General features: G+C 73.8%; 10 protein-coding genes. 8 read left to right on the forward strand and 2 right to left on the reverse strand.

Translation table 11 applies throughout. The annotated features are described in order from the left end of the window. Nucleotides 1-53 precede the first annotated feature (53 nt). Genes I4J89_RS11315 through I4J89_RS11325 form a run of 3 tightly spaced genes read left to right on the forward strand, consistent with a single transcriptional unit; the run spans nucleotide 54 to nucleotide 5,582 of the window. A complete protein-coding gene (locus I4J89_RS11315) occupies nucleotides 54-2,489 on the forward strand; it encodes a glycosyltransferase family 2 protein (protein ID WP_196413826.1) in 2,436 nt (811 codons plus the stop codon). Between the two features lie 56 nt (nucleotides 2,490-2,545). Next, nucleotides 2,546-3,580 (forward strand): O-methyltransferase, encoded by a 1,035-nt coding sequence (locus I4J89_RS11320; RefSeq protein WP_196413827.1) that lies wholly within the window; start codon nucleotides 2,546-2,548, stop codon nucleotides 3,578-3,580. Between the two features lie 4 nt (nucleotides 3,581-3,584). Next, complete coding sequence (locus I4J89_RS11325; protein ID WP_196413828.1) at nucleotides 3,585-5,582, forward strand: acyltransferase family protein; 1,998 nt, start codon at nucleotides 3,585-3,587, stop codon at nucleotides 5,580-5,582. Between the two features lie 82 nt (nucleotides 5,583-5,664). On the opposite strand, the gene I4J89_RS11330 is transcribed toward I4J89_RS11325, so the two are convergent. Together I4J89_RS11330 and I4J89_RS11335 are read right to left on the reverse strand one after the other, a co-directional pair. Beyond that, nucleotides 5,665-6,147 (reverse strand): CAP domain-containing protein, encoded by a 483-nt coding sequence (locus I4J89_RS11330; RefSeq protein WP_230858669.1) that lies wholly within the window; start codon nucleotides 6,145-6,147, stop codon nucleotides 5,665-5,667. A gap of 128 nt (nucleotides 6,148-6,275) precedes the next feature. Then, entirely contained in the window at nucleotides 6,276-8,690 is a 2,415-nt protein-coding gene (locus I4J89_RS11335; RefSeq protein ID WP_196413829.1) for a glycosyltransferase, read from the reverse strand. 102 nt (nucleotides 8,691-8,792) lie between these two features. On the opposite strand from I4J89_RS11335, the gene I4J89_RS11340 reads away from it, so the two are divergent. From I4J89_RS11340 to I4J89_RS11360, 5 genes are read left to right on the forward strand one after another with little or no spacing between them, the layout of a single operon-like run. Next, a complete protein-coding gene (locus I4J89_RS11340; RefSeq protein ID WP_196413830.1) occupies nucleotides 8,793-10,988 on the forward strand; it encodes a glycosyltransferase in 2,196 nt (731 codons plus the stop codon). A gap of 2 nt (nucleotides 10,989-10,990) precedes the next feature. Then, nucleotides 10,991-11,704, forward strand: coding sequence for a hypothetical protein (locus tag I4J89_RS11345; RefSeq protein WP_230858670.1), 714 nt, complete (start codon nucleotides 10,991-10,993; stop codon nucleotides 11,702-11,704). Continuing rightward, a complete protein-coding gene (locus tag I4J89_RS11350; protein WP_196413831.1) occupies nucleotides 11,701-13,296 on the forward strand; it encodes a hypothetical protein in 1,596 nt (531 codons plus the stop codon). The genes I4J89_RS11345 and I4J89_RS11350 overlap by 4 nt, the downstream gene beginning before the upstream one ends. Then, nucleotides 13,293-14,264: a glycosyltransferase family 2 protein gene (locus tag I4J89_RS11355; RefSeq protein ID WP_196413832.1), complete on the forward strand. Its 972-nt coding sequence runs from the start codon at nucleotides 13,293-13,295 to the stop codon at nucleotides 14,262-14,264. The genes I4J89_RS11350 and I4J89_RS11355 overlap by 4 nt, the downstream gene beginning before the upstream one ends. Then, nucleotides 14,251-14,637: a GtrA family protein gene (locus tag I4J89_RS11360; RefSeq protein WP_196413833.1), complete on the forward strand. Its 387-nt coding sequence runs from the start codon at nucleotides 14,251-14,253 to the stop codon at nucleotides 14,635-14,637. The genes I4J89_RS11355 and I4J89_RS11360 overlap by 14 nt, the downstream gene beginning before the upstream one ends. Nucleotides 14,638-14,732: the final 95 nt, after the last annotated feature.

Genomic DNA, 14,732 nt, shown 5'->3' on the forward strand with positions numbered 1-14,732 from the left:
GCCACCGCCCGGAGTTGAGCTGATCGACATTGCCGGGCACGGACGGAGAGTCGATGGCTGAGGCGCAGCCGGTGGCGTTGCTGGACGACCACGTCACCCTGGCCGGTGCGGGAGCGGACCTGTCGTTACCGCACACCGCGATGCGCAACCGCTCGGTGGCGGCCCGGCGGGTGCTCGCCCGCGCGGCCGGCGGCACCCTCGAGGAACTGCTGGAGGCGGCGCGCGCCGGCGACGTGCGGTGGCTGCGCCGGATCCGGCGGCGGGTCGACCGCGGGCTGCTCGCCGGTCTGGCGCAGACCATCGCATTGCAGGATGAGCTGCCCACCGACCGGGACGACGCGCTGGCCCTTTACGGCCTGATCCGGGCCGCGCTCGGCGCGCGGGCGCTGCCCGGCCCGCATCAGGCGCTGCACACCCAGCTGGCGTACGCGTGGCAGGGGCCGGACCGGGCCCGTGAGCTGCTCGGCGCGTACCGGCGGATCCCGCGGCCGGCCCGGGAGACGCTGGAGATCGACCTGGCCAACCCGTACACCGGTGGCGGTGTCCCGGAGGAGACCTGGCAGGCCCGGTTCGGCGCGCTCTTCCCGGAGCCGGCGCCGAGGCTGCGCGCCGCCCCCGAACAGGTGCCGTTCGACCGGCTGACCGCCACCGTCGACCGCCCCGCGGAGCCGGCCGATCCCCGCGTCTCGGTCGTGGTGACCGCCTTCCGGCCCGGCCCGGAACTGCTCACCGCGGTCCGCTCGATCGCCGCCCAGTCCTGGCCCAACCTGGACATCATCGTGGTGGACGACGCGTCGCCACCCGAGCACGACGCGGTGCTGGCCGAGGCGGAGGCGCTCGACGACCGGGTCCGCCTGCTGCGGCTGCCCGCCAACGCCGGCACGTACGCGGCCCGCAACGCCGGCATCGAGGCGGCACACGGCGAGTACGTCACGTTCCAGGACTCCGACGACTGGTCCCATCCGCGCCGGATCGAGCTTCAGCTGGCGCCCCTGCTGGCCAGCTCCGCCGTGGTGGCCTCCGTCTCGGAGGGGATCAGCGTCACCGACAACCTCGTGATGACCCGTCCCGGCATCCGGCGCGGCCGGGTCAACGTCTCCTCGCTGCTGTTCCGGCGCGAGGTCGTGAACCGGCGGATCGGCTGGTTCGACTCGGTACGCAAGGCCGCCGACTCGGAGTTCGTGGAGCGGATCGAGGCCGCCTTCGGGCCCCGCTCGGTACGCCGGGTGTCCCGCCCACTGGCCCTGATCCGGCTCTCCGAAGGGTCGCTGTCCCGCTCGGAGATCCGGGCCTACTGGATGCATCCGGCGCGGACCGCGTACATGTCGGCGTACCGCTGCTGGCACGCCTCGGGCGAGCCGCTGCGCGTCGGTCCGGATCGGCCGTTCGTGGCGCCGGCCCACCTGACCGGGCGGCGGGCCGTGGATTCCTATGACGTGGTGGTGGCCGCCGACTGGCGGTTCCTGACCGGGACACAGCGATCCGCGCTGGCCGAGATCGAGGCGCTGCGCCGTGCCGGCCTGTCGGTGGCGATCCTGCAGCTGGAGGCGCTGCGCTCGGTGGACCGGCAGCGCCGGTCGCTGAGCGGCGGTGTGCAGCAGCTGATCAATTCCGGCCGGCTGGACCAGGTGCTGGAGACCGACGAGGTCACCGCCGGGGTACTGGTGATCCGGCAGCCCGAGGTGCTGCAGTTCGCGCCCGAGGACGGTTGCCGGGTACGGCCCCGGCGGCTGCTGGTCGTCGCGGACCGGGCGCCGGCCCGCCGGGACGGCACCGATCAGCGGTACACCGTGCCGGCCGTCACCGCCGCGGCCGAGCGGCTCTTCGGGGTGGCGGCGCTCTGGTGCCCGCAGGACGCCGGGATCCGCGCGGAACTCGGCGAGGTGGAGCTGACGCCGTACGACCTCCCGGCGGTCGCCGAGCCGCAGGACGTCGCCCGGCCGCTCCCGGACCCCGCCGGCGTCCCGGTGGTCGGCACCGACCTGTGCGACGCCGGTGAGTGGCCCCGGGACCTGGCCGACGCGCTCGCGATGCTGGCGCGGTGCGGTGCCGCCGACGTCCGGCTGCGGCTGCCGGAGACGCCGTTGCGCCCGGCCGGGCTGCCCGCCTCCTGGCTGGTCTACGAGGCGGCCGACCTGGACCCGCGTACGTTCGCCGCGCAGCTCGACTTCTACCTGCACTTCCCCTCGGAACAGGCGGCCGAGTTGCTGTCCCGGCCGGCTCTGGATGCCGCCGCGACCGGATGCGTGGTGCTCGTCCCGGAACATCTCGCCGAGGTCTTCGGTGACGCCGCGGTCGCCTGCCGGCCCGCTGACGTGCCCGCGGTGATCCGGCAGTACCAGACCGATCCCCGCCGCTACGCCGATCGCAGCCGGCTGGCTCGCGCGGCGATCGCCCGGAACCACCGGCCCGCCGCTCTGGCCGAGCGGATCGTCACCCTGGCCCGCGCCGCCACCACACCCGCGCAGCGTGTGCCCGCCGAGGCGTAACGGGGCCGGGAGCAGCGGCGTTACGCCTGGGGAAGTGTCTGAGGAGGAGTGTCCGCATGAGTCACCTGAGCCGAATCCGCCGCCGGCTGCCGCGCCTTTCGTCAACGCAGGCCGCGGCGATGGCGGTCGTCGGCGTCCTCTGCGCCGTGTCCGTGCTGACCGGGCTGACCGGGCACACCGGTACGGCCACCGCCACGCTGGCCGTACTCGTCGGTGTCACGCTCACCGCGGTGCTGCTGATGTTCCGCCGGCTCGCCGGGGCCCAGCGGGCCGGCCTCGCCGCGCAGCGCGACCTGCGGACCACGGTCGAGGAGATGCAGCGCCGGCTGGTCGCCGCGGTGGAACGGGAGCGGCTCACCGCCGGCGACCGGCACCTGGAGCTGGCCGAGGCGATCGCCCGGGTCAAGCAGGTCACCGATCGCAAGGCGGCCTCCGCCCAGGTGCTCGGTTTGCCACGCGAGTTCGAGGCCACCGTGCAGCTGTTCCAGGGCTTCGTGCCGCGCGCGCCGATGCCCTCTTCCGGTGATTTCGCGCTGAACCCGACCGACCTGCTGGAACTGCTGCACCTGATCCGGGTCCGGCAGCCCCGCCTGGTGCTGGAGCTCGGCAGCGGCACCTCGTCGGTGTGGATCGCCTACGTGCTGGAGCAGGCCGGCGGCCGGCTGATCTCGCTGGACCACGACATCGAGTACGCCACCAGGACCCGGGCGGTGCTCGCCGCGCACGGGTTGACGGACGTGGCCGAGGTACGCCACGCCCCGCTGACCCCGGTCACCATCGACGACCGGGACTACCCCTGGTACGACCCGGAGGCGCTGGCCGACCTGCACGACGTCGACTTCGTGCTGATCGACGGGCCACCCGCGGCGACCGGCCCGGACGCCCGGTACCCGGCACTGCACGTGATCGAGAAGCGGCTCGCCGAGCGCGCGACGCTGGTCTTCGACGACGCCGGCCGCAAGGACGAGCAGGCCGCGATCGCCGCCTGGACCGAGCGGTACGAGGGACTGACCCGGGAGAGCGAGATCCTCGGCCGGCACGCGGTGCTGTCGTTCGTCCGGCCACCGGCGATGGCCGTGGCACCCAGTTGATCCGATGACTTCCACGCTCGCGCGGCACGACGTCCGCCCGGCCGGCGCCGCGTCCCGGCCGCCGCACCGGGCGGACATCGAGGGCCTGCGAGCCGTCGCGGTGCTGCTCGTGGTTCTCGCCCACGTGGGCGTACCGGGGGTGGCCGGGGGGTTCATCGGGGTCGACGTCTTCTTCGTCGTCTCCGGCTTCCTGATCACCTCGCTGCTGAGCCGGGAGCTGGCCAGCACCGGCCGCCTCGATCTGCCGCGCTTCTACGCCCGCCGGGCGGTACGGCTGCTGCCGGTCGCCACCCTGGTCATCGCGGCGACGCTGGCGGCCACCTGGCTGTGGGCGCCGCCGATCCGCTTTCCGGGGTACGCCGGGGACGCGCTCTCCGCCGCCACCTACACGATGAACCTGCGGCTGGCACACACCGGGACCGACTACTTCGCGGACCAGGCGCCCTCACCGTTCCAGCACTTCTGGTCGCTGGCCGTGGAGGAGCAGTTCTACCTGGCCTGGCCGGTGCTGATCGGCGTCCTGGCCCTGCTGCGGCGCCGCTGGGTCACGGTGGCGGTGCTGGCCGGCTTCTCGGTGGTCTCGTTCGCCTGGGCGCCGGCGTACTTCAGCTCGCTGAGCCGGGCCTGGGAATTGGGCGCGGGCGCCCTGCTGGCCCTCTGGCCGGCCGGGAAGCACCGGCCGTGGCTGGCCTGGGCCGGCGGGGCGGCGATCCTGGGTGGCGCGGTGGCCTACGACGCCGGTACGCCCTTCCCCGGGCCGGCCACTCTGGCACCGGTGCTGGGCGCGGTGGCGGTCATCGCCGCGGGTGGCAACCGGCTCCTGGAGACCGGCCCGATGCGCTGGCTCGGCCGGATGTCGTACGGCTGGTACCTGTGGCACTGGCCGCTGCTGTTCCTGGCCCCGGCCGGTCTCGCCGCCCGCGCCGGATACGCCGGGGTCGCGCTCGGCCTGGCCGTCACGAGCCACCACCTGCTGGAGAACCCGGTCCGCTACCACCGCTGCTGGTCGGTACGCCCACGCCGCGGCCTGTTCCTGGGACTCGGCCTCTCCGCCGCCGCGGCCGGACTGGCCGGACTGGGTCTGCTCTTCCCGCCGGCGGTACCGACCGGAGGTGCCGCCGGCGACACCCGGCGTGCCCTGGCCCGTGCCACCGATCCGGCCGCCGAGCTGAACCGCCTGGTCGAGGCGGCCGCCGGCGCCGTCCGGCTGCCCCGGAACCTGACGCCCACCTTGGCGAAGGCGGCCCGTCAGCGGCTCGCGCCGCAACTGGACGGCTGCCACGTCGGGCTCGCCGGCCCGTTCCAGCCGGAGGGCGATTGCGTCTACGGCGACCGTCGGGCGCGGCGCACCGTGGTGCTCTTCGGTGACTCGCACGCCCTGCAATGGTTCCCGGCCTTCGCCGACATGGCGGAGCGGCGCGGCTGGCGGCTGGTCGCCTACACCCGCAGCGCGTGCAGCCCGGCCCGGGTGGCCCTGAACGAGCGCCGGGCCCAGCGCCGCTACCTGGAGTGCGACACCTGGCGTACCCAGATGCTGGACCGGATCGGCGAGCTGCGGCCGGACCTGGTGGTGGTGTCGTCCAGCGTCAACTACCGGGCGGTGCTCGCCGGGGCGCCGGCCGACCCGGACGCGGTGTGGCGGGCCGGCTGGACCCGTACCCTGGCTACGCTGAAGCGGGACGCTGGCGCGGTGGCGCTGCTCGGCGACACGCCGTTCCTCGCCGGTGAGCCCGCTGACTGCCTCACCGGGGCCGGGCGGATCGGTGACTGCGCCGCCGAGGCGGACGGCGTGGTGCTGGAGCCGGGGTGGCGAGAGATCCAGCGGGCCACCGCCGCCGCGGCCGGAGTGCCCGTGGTGGATCCGCTGCCGTGGCTGTGCGGCGAACGGTGCCCGCTCGTGGTCGGGAACACCCTGGTCTACCGGGACAGCAATCACCTGACAGCGGCGTACGCCGAACTGGTCACCCCGTTGCTGGACGCGCGGCTGCCCTGGCCGCGATGAACCTGGGTACAAACGACACGAGCCCTCGCCGCGGGGGACGGCGAGGGCTCGTGGCGCGGTGCGGGGGCACCGCCGGTGAAGATCAGTAACCGAAGTTCTGGGTGTAGTACGGGGTGCCGCTCTTGGCGTACACCGCGCCCACGCCCACGGCCTTCAGCTTGCAGTTGACGATGTTGGCGCGGTGGCCGGGGCTCTTCATCCAGCCCTTGACCACCTCGGCGCCGGAGCGGTAGCCGTAAGCGATGTTCTCCGCACCAGGCTTGCTGTAGCCGGCCGTCTTCACCCGGGCGACGAACCGGGTACCACCCAGGCCGGTGTGGCTGAAGCTGCCGGACCGCGCCATGTAGGTGCTGTGGCCGCGGGCGGCCTTGGTGAGCGCGGCGTTGACGGTGAGGGCCGCGCAGCCGTTGGCCTTGCGCTCGACGTTGATGAGCCGGTTGATGTCGTTCTGGAGGGTGCCCTCGGAGACGGGCGCTGCCGCGGCCGGGGAGGCGATCATCGCGGCACCGGTGAGAGCGGCGGGGACGAGGGCGACCAGGGCGAAACGACGGAGCAGCGAGCGCAAGAGAGACCCTTTCGGAGTTCGGCGCCTGGCTCATCGCCAGGTTCACCGTTCCCTTCGGCGCTCCTGCTGTGCTTCTTGATCGCGGGTTGGGTGCTCCGTCGTCGCTGTTCGGTTGCCGCCCCCGCCGGCTACCCGGGCATCGGCATGTCTTCCGGTTCGGCCGGGTCACCGTCCGGTTGCAACAGGGCCGTGACGGCCTCGGCGTACCGGTCGTGGTGGTGGTTGTGGCGGACGAACTCGAGGCCACGCGCGCTCTGCGCACGCAGCTGACCGGGCCGGCCGTGCAGCTGTCGCACGGTGGCGGCCAGGTCGTCCGGGTCGCAGTAGACGGCGGCCGGGCCGAAGAGCGGGGCGTACCGGTGGGGGAGGACCGGTACGCAGCCCGCGGCGAGCGCGACGATCAGCTCGGGCACGGCCACCACCGGGCAGTCGTCGGCCGGGAAGTGCAGGTAGAAGTCGAGCTGGTGGAGGAAGGTCCGGGTATCGACGTCGGACGGCCGGTAGCGCAGCCAGCCCTGCGGCGGGCGGCTGCGGTCGCCGGTGCGGTCCAGGACGCGTACGTCCAGGCGGCCACCACCGGGCAGCAGCTCCCGCAGCCGCTCCCGATCGGCGTCGCCGGCGCAGATCCGGCCGATCACCGGCCGGTCCGAGCGGGGCCCGGGCCGGTGCAGGCGCCACCGGGCCGGGTTCACCGTGCCGGGCAGGTCGACCGGGGCGGGCCGGGTGCCGAGCGGGCCGTCCGCGAGTTCGGCGCGCTCGGCCGGTCCGGCCGGTGCCCAGTGCGGTGCCACCCCGAACAGGCGGTACGCCTCGGCCATGCAGGGACCGGCCGCGGCGGCCCACCGCGGGTCGGCCTCGACCACCACCCGGTCCGCCTGGATCCGGCCGGCGGTTCCGGGCGCGAACGCGAGAACGCCCGGCCCGTGCACCACGACCAGCCGGGCGTGCACCTCGTCGGCGAGCACGACCTGGTCCACCTCGCCCGAGTTGATCATCCGTTGCAGGACCGGATCGAGGTTGGCGGGACTGCCGGCGACGTTGGTCAGCTCGGCGAGGTGGAGCAGGGCCACCGTGCGCCCGGGGAGCGCGAGTGCGCGTACCCGCTCGCCGGCCGGCCAGGCCACCTCGCCGCGGGCGGTCCAGTCACCCGCGAGGACCACGTCGTAGGAGGACCGCGCGGGCTCGGCGGCGAGCTTCCGGGGCGCTGCGAACACCCGGCTCCGCGGCGAGCGCGGCCGGATCGGGTCGGCCTTGCCGGCCGCGATCCGCTTGTGCCATGCCTGAAAAGCCGAGAGGTACGCGTACCGCGCCGGATGCATCCAGCCGGGCGCCATGTCCGCGCCGGACAGCGAGCCCGCGCTGAGCCGGATCAGGGCCAGCGGCTCGCCGCCGAGGTGCCGTACGGCGGGCCGGCCGAAGACGGCACGGGCGCGTTCCACGTACTCGGCGTCGGCGCCCTTGCGGACGGTGTCCAGATAACCGAGCCGGGACAGCGCGACCTCCCGGCGCACCATCAGCGACGACAGGTTGTAGGACCGGAACTCGGGGAAGCCCGGCCGGGTCAGCACCAGGTCCTCGGTCACCCGGATCCCGGCCGAGGTGGTCGCGATCACGGCATCGTCGGCGAGCAGCGGGGCCGCCTGCCGCTCCAGCCGCAGCGGATGTGACCAGTCGTCGGAGTCCTGGAACGTGACGAACTCGCCGGTGGCGGCGTCCAGTCCGGCGTTGCGCGCCCGGTAGGTGCCGCCGTTCTCCGGCATCCGCAGGATCCGGACTCGCGGGTCGAGTGCCGCCGCCCGGCGCAGCACGGTGTCGAACTCGCGGCCGGAGCCGTCGTCGACCACCAGGATCTCGTGGTTGGTCCAGCTCTGCGCCACCAGCGAGCGGACCGCGGTGAGCAGCGCGATCCCGGGCCGGTAGGCGGTCACAATCGTGGTGATCCGGTACGGCGAGCCGAACCGCGGCGCGTGGTTGGAGCGGATCCGGTCGAACGGCGGACCGCCGTCGGGTTCCAGGGTGAGCCCGGGCGCCGGCAGCAGCCCGTTGAACCGGGACGGCCAGTCCTCCTTGCCGCTCAGGTCCACGACGAGCGCGGCACGGATCGGCTCCGCGATGTCCGGGCAGTCGGCGAGCAGTTTCGCCGCCCGCCCGTGGTCACCGGCGGCGAACGCGAGCTGGGCGTGCAGCCCCTGATGCTCTCGAGCCGTCCCGGCGGTGCCGAACGTGCGCAGCAGCGAGTCGAAGAGGGCCAGACCGTCGGCGCGGTCGTCCGGGAACAGGTCCTGGCAGGTGATCACCCGGGCCAGCTCGCCGAACGCCCACGGGTCGGCGTCCGGGAACAGCCGGCCCTCGTGCGCGCCGAGTATCAGGTCGTCGACCGGGCGGCGCGCGGCCGCGTACGCCAGCAGGGTCCGCGCCCCCGCCGACCGGGTGTGCAGGGCGGCCGCCGCTGGGCCGGTCGGTGCCACCGCGACGAGCGTCCGCCACTGCCGTTCCAGCAGGTCCGATCCGTACGCGTCCGGTGCCGTGTGCTGCCTGGACAATGGGCTCCCGCCGGTTGGTCTGGCCGTCAACCGGATCAACGGCCCGGTGGCGGGGAGCGTGACGCCGGGCGAGCGGCGTTCGTTGTGCCCGGAGTGCACACCATGACCGAGAACGTCCATGACGTGGCGATTCTCTCGGATTTCCGGTATCCGGGCGGTACCTCCGCCAGCATCGCCGCCGAGGTACGCGCCCAGGCCCGAGCCGGCCTGTCCACCGTGCTCGTCCAGGTGCGCTCCCCGCATCTCAAGCACGACCGCCCGTTCAACCCGCTGATCGTGGAGCTGCTCCGCGACGGTCTGGCCGACCTGGGCGCCGGCGGCGAGCCGGTGAACGCCCGGCTGCTGGTCCTGCGCCAGCCACGGATCTTCACCGAGGACGTCGCGGAGGTGCCGCTGATCCGGGCGGACCGCCGGGTCATGGTGATCAACCAGGCTCCCGGCGACTCCGCCGACCCGGCGCGCTACTACGACTTCGCCGAGGTCCGGCAGCGGGTGGAGGGGTACTTCGGCGAGTGCGAGTGGGCGCCGATCAGCCCGCAGGTCCGAGCCGAGGTGCTGCGCTCCACCCCGGACGCCCCGCTGGCGGCGACCGACTGGCACGAGATCATCGACACCGCGGACTGGTGGACCGAGCGGACCCGCCCGGTCGCCGGCGTCCCGATCCTGGGCCGGCACGGGCGCCCCGACCCGGTGAAGTGGCCGCGCACCGCCGAGGAACTGCTCCTGGCCTATCCCGACACGGCCAACGTTCGGGTACGCGTACTCGGCGGCGGCGAACTGGCCGTGGCGAAACTCGGCCGGCAGCCGGAGAACTGGGAGTTGCTGGAGTTCGGCACGGTGTCACCGGTCGAGTTCCTGCGCGGCCTCGACTTCTTCGTCTACTTCCACGATCCCGACCTGGTGGAGGCGTTCGGCCGGACCATCATGGAGGCGATGGCGGCCGGTGTCCCGGTGGTGATCGGCGAGCACTTCCGCCCGATCTTCGGCGACGCGGCGCACTACACCACACCGGCCGGGGTCGTCCCGCTGATCCACGAGCTGTACGACGACCCCGACCGCTACCAGCAGGCGGCCCGGCGGGCCCGCGCGTTCGTCGACGACCACTACGGCTATCCGTCGCACGTGGCCCGGCTGGCCGACCGGGGTGTCCGGCCGCGCACCGAGCTGCCGGCGCCGCGGCCCGACCCGGACGCCGAGCCGCTCCGCGGCGTGCTGCTGGTCAGCGACAACGGCGTGGGCCTCGGGCACCTGTCGCGGCTGATGGCGATCGGCCGGCGGCTGCCGCCGGAGACGCCCGCCGTGATCGCCACCCAGTCGCACGGTGCCTCGGTGGCACACCGGGAGGGCTTCCTCACCGAGTACATCCCGTCCCGCAGCGTGCTGCGGCTGCCCCGGAAGCGCTGGTCCGACCTGTTGCGCAGCCGCCTGGAACATCTGGTGGACCTGCACCGGCCGGCCGTGGTGGCGGTGGACAGCGTCCCGCACGACGGCATCGTCGCCGCGGTGGCGGCCCGGCGGGACGTCACCTGGGTGTGGGTGCGCCGGCCGATGTGGCGGCGGGGCACCGGCGTGGAGTGGATCGAGAAGGGCGGCGTCTTCGACGGCATCCTGGAACCCGGCGAGTTCGCCGCCGCCGCCGACGAGGGGCCGACCGTCGCGGACCGCGCCCGGGTCCACCCGGTCGAGCCGATCACCTACCTCGACCGGCACGAGCTCGTCGACCGGCGGACCGCGCGGGCGGCCCTCGGCCTCGAGTCGAAGCGCCCGGCCGCGCTGCTCCAGCTCGGCGCCGGCAACATCAACGACATCTCGTCGCCGGCCGCCCGGGTCACCCGGTTCCTGCGCGAGGCGGGCTTCCAGGTGGTGTTCGCGGAGTCCGCCATCGCGACCGAGCCGGCGCCGGAGGTCCCCGGGACACGTCTGGTGAAGCTCTACCCGATCAGCCGGTATCTGCGCGGACTCGACCTGGTGGTCAGCGCCTCCGGCTACAACTCGTTCCATGAGCTGCTGGCCTTCGGCGTACCCACGGTTTTCGTGCCGAACCGGGAGACCGCCCTGGACGACCAGGTGAGCCGGGCGCGTTTCGCGGCGGCCGCGGGGGCCGCCTTGATGGTCGAGGACCCCGCCGGCGCGGACCTGGAGAGGGTGCTCGCGCAGGCAGTGCGAGCAGAGGTACGCGCGGAGCTCAGTCGCCGCTGTACCGAGGTCCGGTTCGGCAACGGTGCCGCCGCGGCCGCGCGCTGGCTCGTGGGACTGGCCGACCCGGCAACGGCAGACCCTGTTTCCACCGGAGTGTGATCATGACTGACCCTGCCACCACCGAACTCGCCATCCTCGCCGGTGATCCGGCCGGCCCGGAGCCGGATCCGGCACGGCTGGAGGCGCTCGTCGTCCGGCTGCGGACCGTGGAGCAGCAGCGCGACGCCTGGCAGACCCGCTGCGAGGGCCTGGCCGGCGAACGTGATCAGGAGCGGGAGGCGGTCCAGCGGCTGCGGGCCAGCGGTTCCTACCGGCTCGGGCGTACGTTGGTGACCTTCGTCCGGGATCCGCTGCACTCGTCGCCGCGCCTGCTGCGCCGCCTGGTGCACCGGGTGCGCCGCCACGTCCCGGCGCCGCCGAAGCGGTCGAGTGCCGCCCCCGCGCTGCCCACGCACCTGTACGTGGCGATCGGGCTGCGCCTGCCGGCTCTGCGCTCGTTCGTCCTCGCGCTGCGGCGGCGGCTGCTCGTCGAGCCGGACCACCGGGCGGTGGTGCTGACCGACGATCCCGGCTTCTCCCTGCTGCGCAAGTCGGCGCTGGTCATCGAGTATCTGCCGGACCGGCAGACCTGGCACCGGCACCGGCCGGACCGGCCCTGGGACGGGGTGCTCGCCGATCGGCTGGCCCGGCTCTCCCGGGAACACGCCGCCGTCCAGGTGATCTTCATCGATCCGGAGCATCCGCCGACCCTGGCCGACCTGCTCCGCCAGTACGACACAACCATGCCGGTCCAGCGGTCGTTGCAGCAGTCGTGACCGCCAAAACCGTGACAGTGCCCCAGCAACCGGACATAGTGCCCGGGCTGCGGCGAGGCGTATCCGCCGAGTCCCCGCCGGCCGGCCGTCGCCTCTGGGGACACGTGCTCCGCCGCTGTGTGCTGGTGCCGCTGATCGTGCTGGTACCGCTGACGGCCGTGGCGGCCCGCGGCGACCACCGGTTCAACCTCTACTGGCACGGCGGCATGTTCCGCGACGACCCGTGGCGGATCGTCTCGCACACCGTGGCGTCCGGTGAGACGTACCTGCGCCTGGGCAACTTCCGGCCGCTCGGCCGGATGGCGGAGAAGTCGCTCGACCTGGTGGCCTTCGCCGGCTCGCAGCTGCTGCACCTGCCGGTCAACATCACGCTGCGGCTGGTCACCATCGGCGCGGCGATCCTGCTGACCGGATCCGCGGTGCTCTTCGCGGAGAGTGTGCTGACCCGCGGTCGGCTCTTCGCCGCGCCGCCGACCACGGTGGCGCTGCTGCTGCCGTACGGGATCGCGGCCGGCCTGGTCGGCGCCGGGCGCAACAGCACGACGACGCTCTTCGGCGGCCTCTACCTGAGCACGGCGGCACTGGTCCTGCTGGTCGCCGTCGCGGCCTGCCGGCTGGACCGGCTGCGCTGGTGGCACGCGGTCCTGGCGCTCTCCGGCGGCGGAGCGCTCGCGATCTTCAACGAACCGGCCTACTTCGCCGTGCCGCTCGCCACGGTCGCCGCCCTGCTCCGCGGACGGTTCGTCCTAGGTCAGGACCTCCGGGGCCTGCTCGGCTCGGCCGGCGTACGCCTGTGTGCCCTGCTCTGGGCCGGCTTCCTGCCGGTCTTCGCGGTGGTGCGCTGGATCATCCGGGGCTACTGCGCGGACGGCGGCTGCTACCACGGGTCGGACCTCGTGATCGATGGGCGGGGACTGCTCGTCCTGCCCGCCCGGATGCTGGCCTGGCTGCCACCGGCGCAGTGGGAGGCGGCGACCCAGAAGGCGGGTTCCTGGGCCTGGGCCGTCCTGCCCGTCACCGCGCTTCTGCTGCTCACGGTGCTCGCCGTGCGTACCCGGAAGCTCTTGCCCAGCGCGACCCGGCCGCCCACCCGGCCGCTCGCCGGTCTGGCGCTGGCCGCGCTCGCCCTGCTCCTCTTCGGCGCACTGCCCGCCGCGCTCAGCGTGGAGGTGCACACCAACCTGACCGGCCGCGCGCTGTGGACCGAGGGCTGGCGTGACTCGGCGACCACCGCGCCCGCGGGCATGCTGCTGCTGGTCGTGCTCGCGGTGCTGGTCACCCGCGCCGGGCGCCGGTCCGCCGGGCTCGTCCTGGCCGGCCTGGTGCTCTGCGCGACCGGCTCGGCCGCGGCCAACCACGCCTACGCCGGCCAGTCCGCCGGCTGGCAGTCGTCGCAGCTGGACAACCGGATCGCGCTCGCGATGAGCGCCTTCGAACGCGGGCCCGCCGGTGACGTACGGCGTTGCGCGCTGCTGGCCGAGGTGCTGCGGGTCAACACCGGCAAACCGTTCCAGCAGCAGCGCTACACCGACTCGCTCGACGTCGCGGCCCGGACCATCGCCGGCGTCCCGTTCTGTGAGGTGGTCCGGTGACCGGCCCGCTGATCTCGGTGGTGGCTCCCGTCTACAACGAGGGCACCGGGGTGGAACGCTTCGTCGCCCGCCTCGGCGAGGTGCTCGGAGCCGCCGCCCTCCGCTACGAACTGATCCTGGTCGACGACGGCTCGTCCGACGACTCCTGGTCCCGGATCGCCCAGCAGGCCCTGCTCGACACCCGGGTACGCGGACTGCGGCTGTCCCGCAACTTCGGCAAGGAGGCCGCGGTGCTGGCCGGGCTGGAGCACGCCGGCGGCGACGCGGTCGTGGTCATCGACTCGGACCTCCAGCATCCGCCGACCGCCATCCCGGCCATGGTTCGGCGCTGGCAGGCCGGCGCGCACGTGGTGGAGGCGGTGAAGCGGAACCGGACCGGGCAGTCGCTCGGCAACCGGCTCAGCGCCCGGCTGTTCAACCAGGCGTTCACCGGACTGACCAAGGTGGACCTGGTCGACGCCACCGACTTCCGGCTGCTCGGCCGCCCGGCCCTGGACGCCCTGCTCCGGATGCCCGAGCACTCGTCGTTCTTCCGCGGCACCAGCAGCTGGATCGGCTTCACCCGGGCCAGCGTCGAGGTGGACATCGACCACCGCGCGGGCGGCGCTTCCCGGTGGACCCTGCGCGGCCTGTTCCGGCTAGCCGTCAACGGCCTCACCTCGTTCACCTCCGCGCCGCTGCACCTGGTCACCCTGGCCGGGCTGAGCTTCGCCGCGTTCTCCCTGGTGCTCGGCGTGCAGACGCTGGTGCGGTGGATCAGCGGCGGGTCGGTGGCCGGCTTCACCACGGTGATCCTGCTGCTGCTGGTGACCGGTACGTTCGTGCTGCTCGGCCTCGGCGTGATCGGGGAGTACCTGGCCCGCATCCACGAGGAGGTCCGGGGCCGCCCGCGCTACCTGATCCAGGAACGGGCCACCGGACCGGCCGTTCCCGAGCAGTGGGTCGTCGAGCAGCGTGCGGAACGCTGACCTCGCCCGCCTGGCCCGGTACGCGATCAGCGGCGGCCTGAGCGCGCTCACCCACGTCGGGGTGGGCCTGGCCGGCACGTCGCTGCTGCACCTGCCGGCGGTGCCGGCGTCGACTCTCGGCTTCACGGCCAGCGTCGCGGTGTCGTACCTGCTCCAGCACGCCTGGGTGTTCCACTCCGGCGCCGGGCACGCGGTCGCCGGACCCCGGTTCCTGACCGTGACGGCGGCGGCGCTCGGGCTGAACACCGCCGTCCTGTGGATCGGGGCCGACCTGCTGCGCGGGCCCTACTTGGTGGTCCAGGCCGTGGCCCTGGTGCTGATCCCGGTGCTCAACTACGCGCTGAACTCCCGCTGGACCTTCGCCCACCGCTGACCCTCAACGCTGCCGCTCGCACTTCCGGGCCTGGCCCGCCCAACACCGGTGTCGTCTCAGAGCCCGCGAGGCAGCACTGGGCGAGGGCCAGGCCC

The sequence above is a fragment of the Actinoplanes aureus genome (assembly GCF_015704865.1).
Taxonomy (GTDB): Bacteria; Actinomycetota; Actinomycetes; order Mycobacteriales; family Micromonosporaceae; genus Actinoplanes; species Actinoplanes aureus.

Excerpts from the sequence above, each read along its gene's own strand:
- I4J89_RS11340 (WP_196413830.1), top strand. The coding sequence starts at position 8,793 with ATGACCGAGAACGTCCATGACGTGGCGATTCTCTCGGATTTCCGGTAT.
- I4J89_RS11315 (WP_196413826.1), top strand. The coding sequence starts at position 54 with ATGGCTGAGGCGCAGCCGGTGGCGTTGCTGGACGACCACGTCACCCTG.
- I4J89_RS11320 (WP_196413827.1), top strand. The coding sequence starts at position 2,546 with ATGAGTCACCTGAGCCGAATCCGCCGCCGGCTGCCGCGCCTTTCGTCA.
- I4J89_RS11345 (WP_230858670.1), top strand. The coding sequence starts at position 10,991 with ATGACTGACCCTGCCACCACCGAACTCGCCATCCTCGCCGGTGATCCG.
- I4J89_RS11325 (WP_196413828.1), top strand. The coding sequence starts at position 3,585 with ATGACTTCCACGCTCGCGCGGCACGACGTCCGCCCGGCCGGCGCCGCG.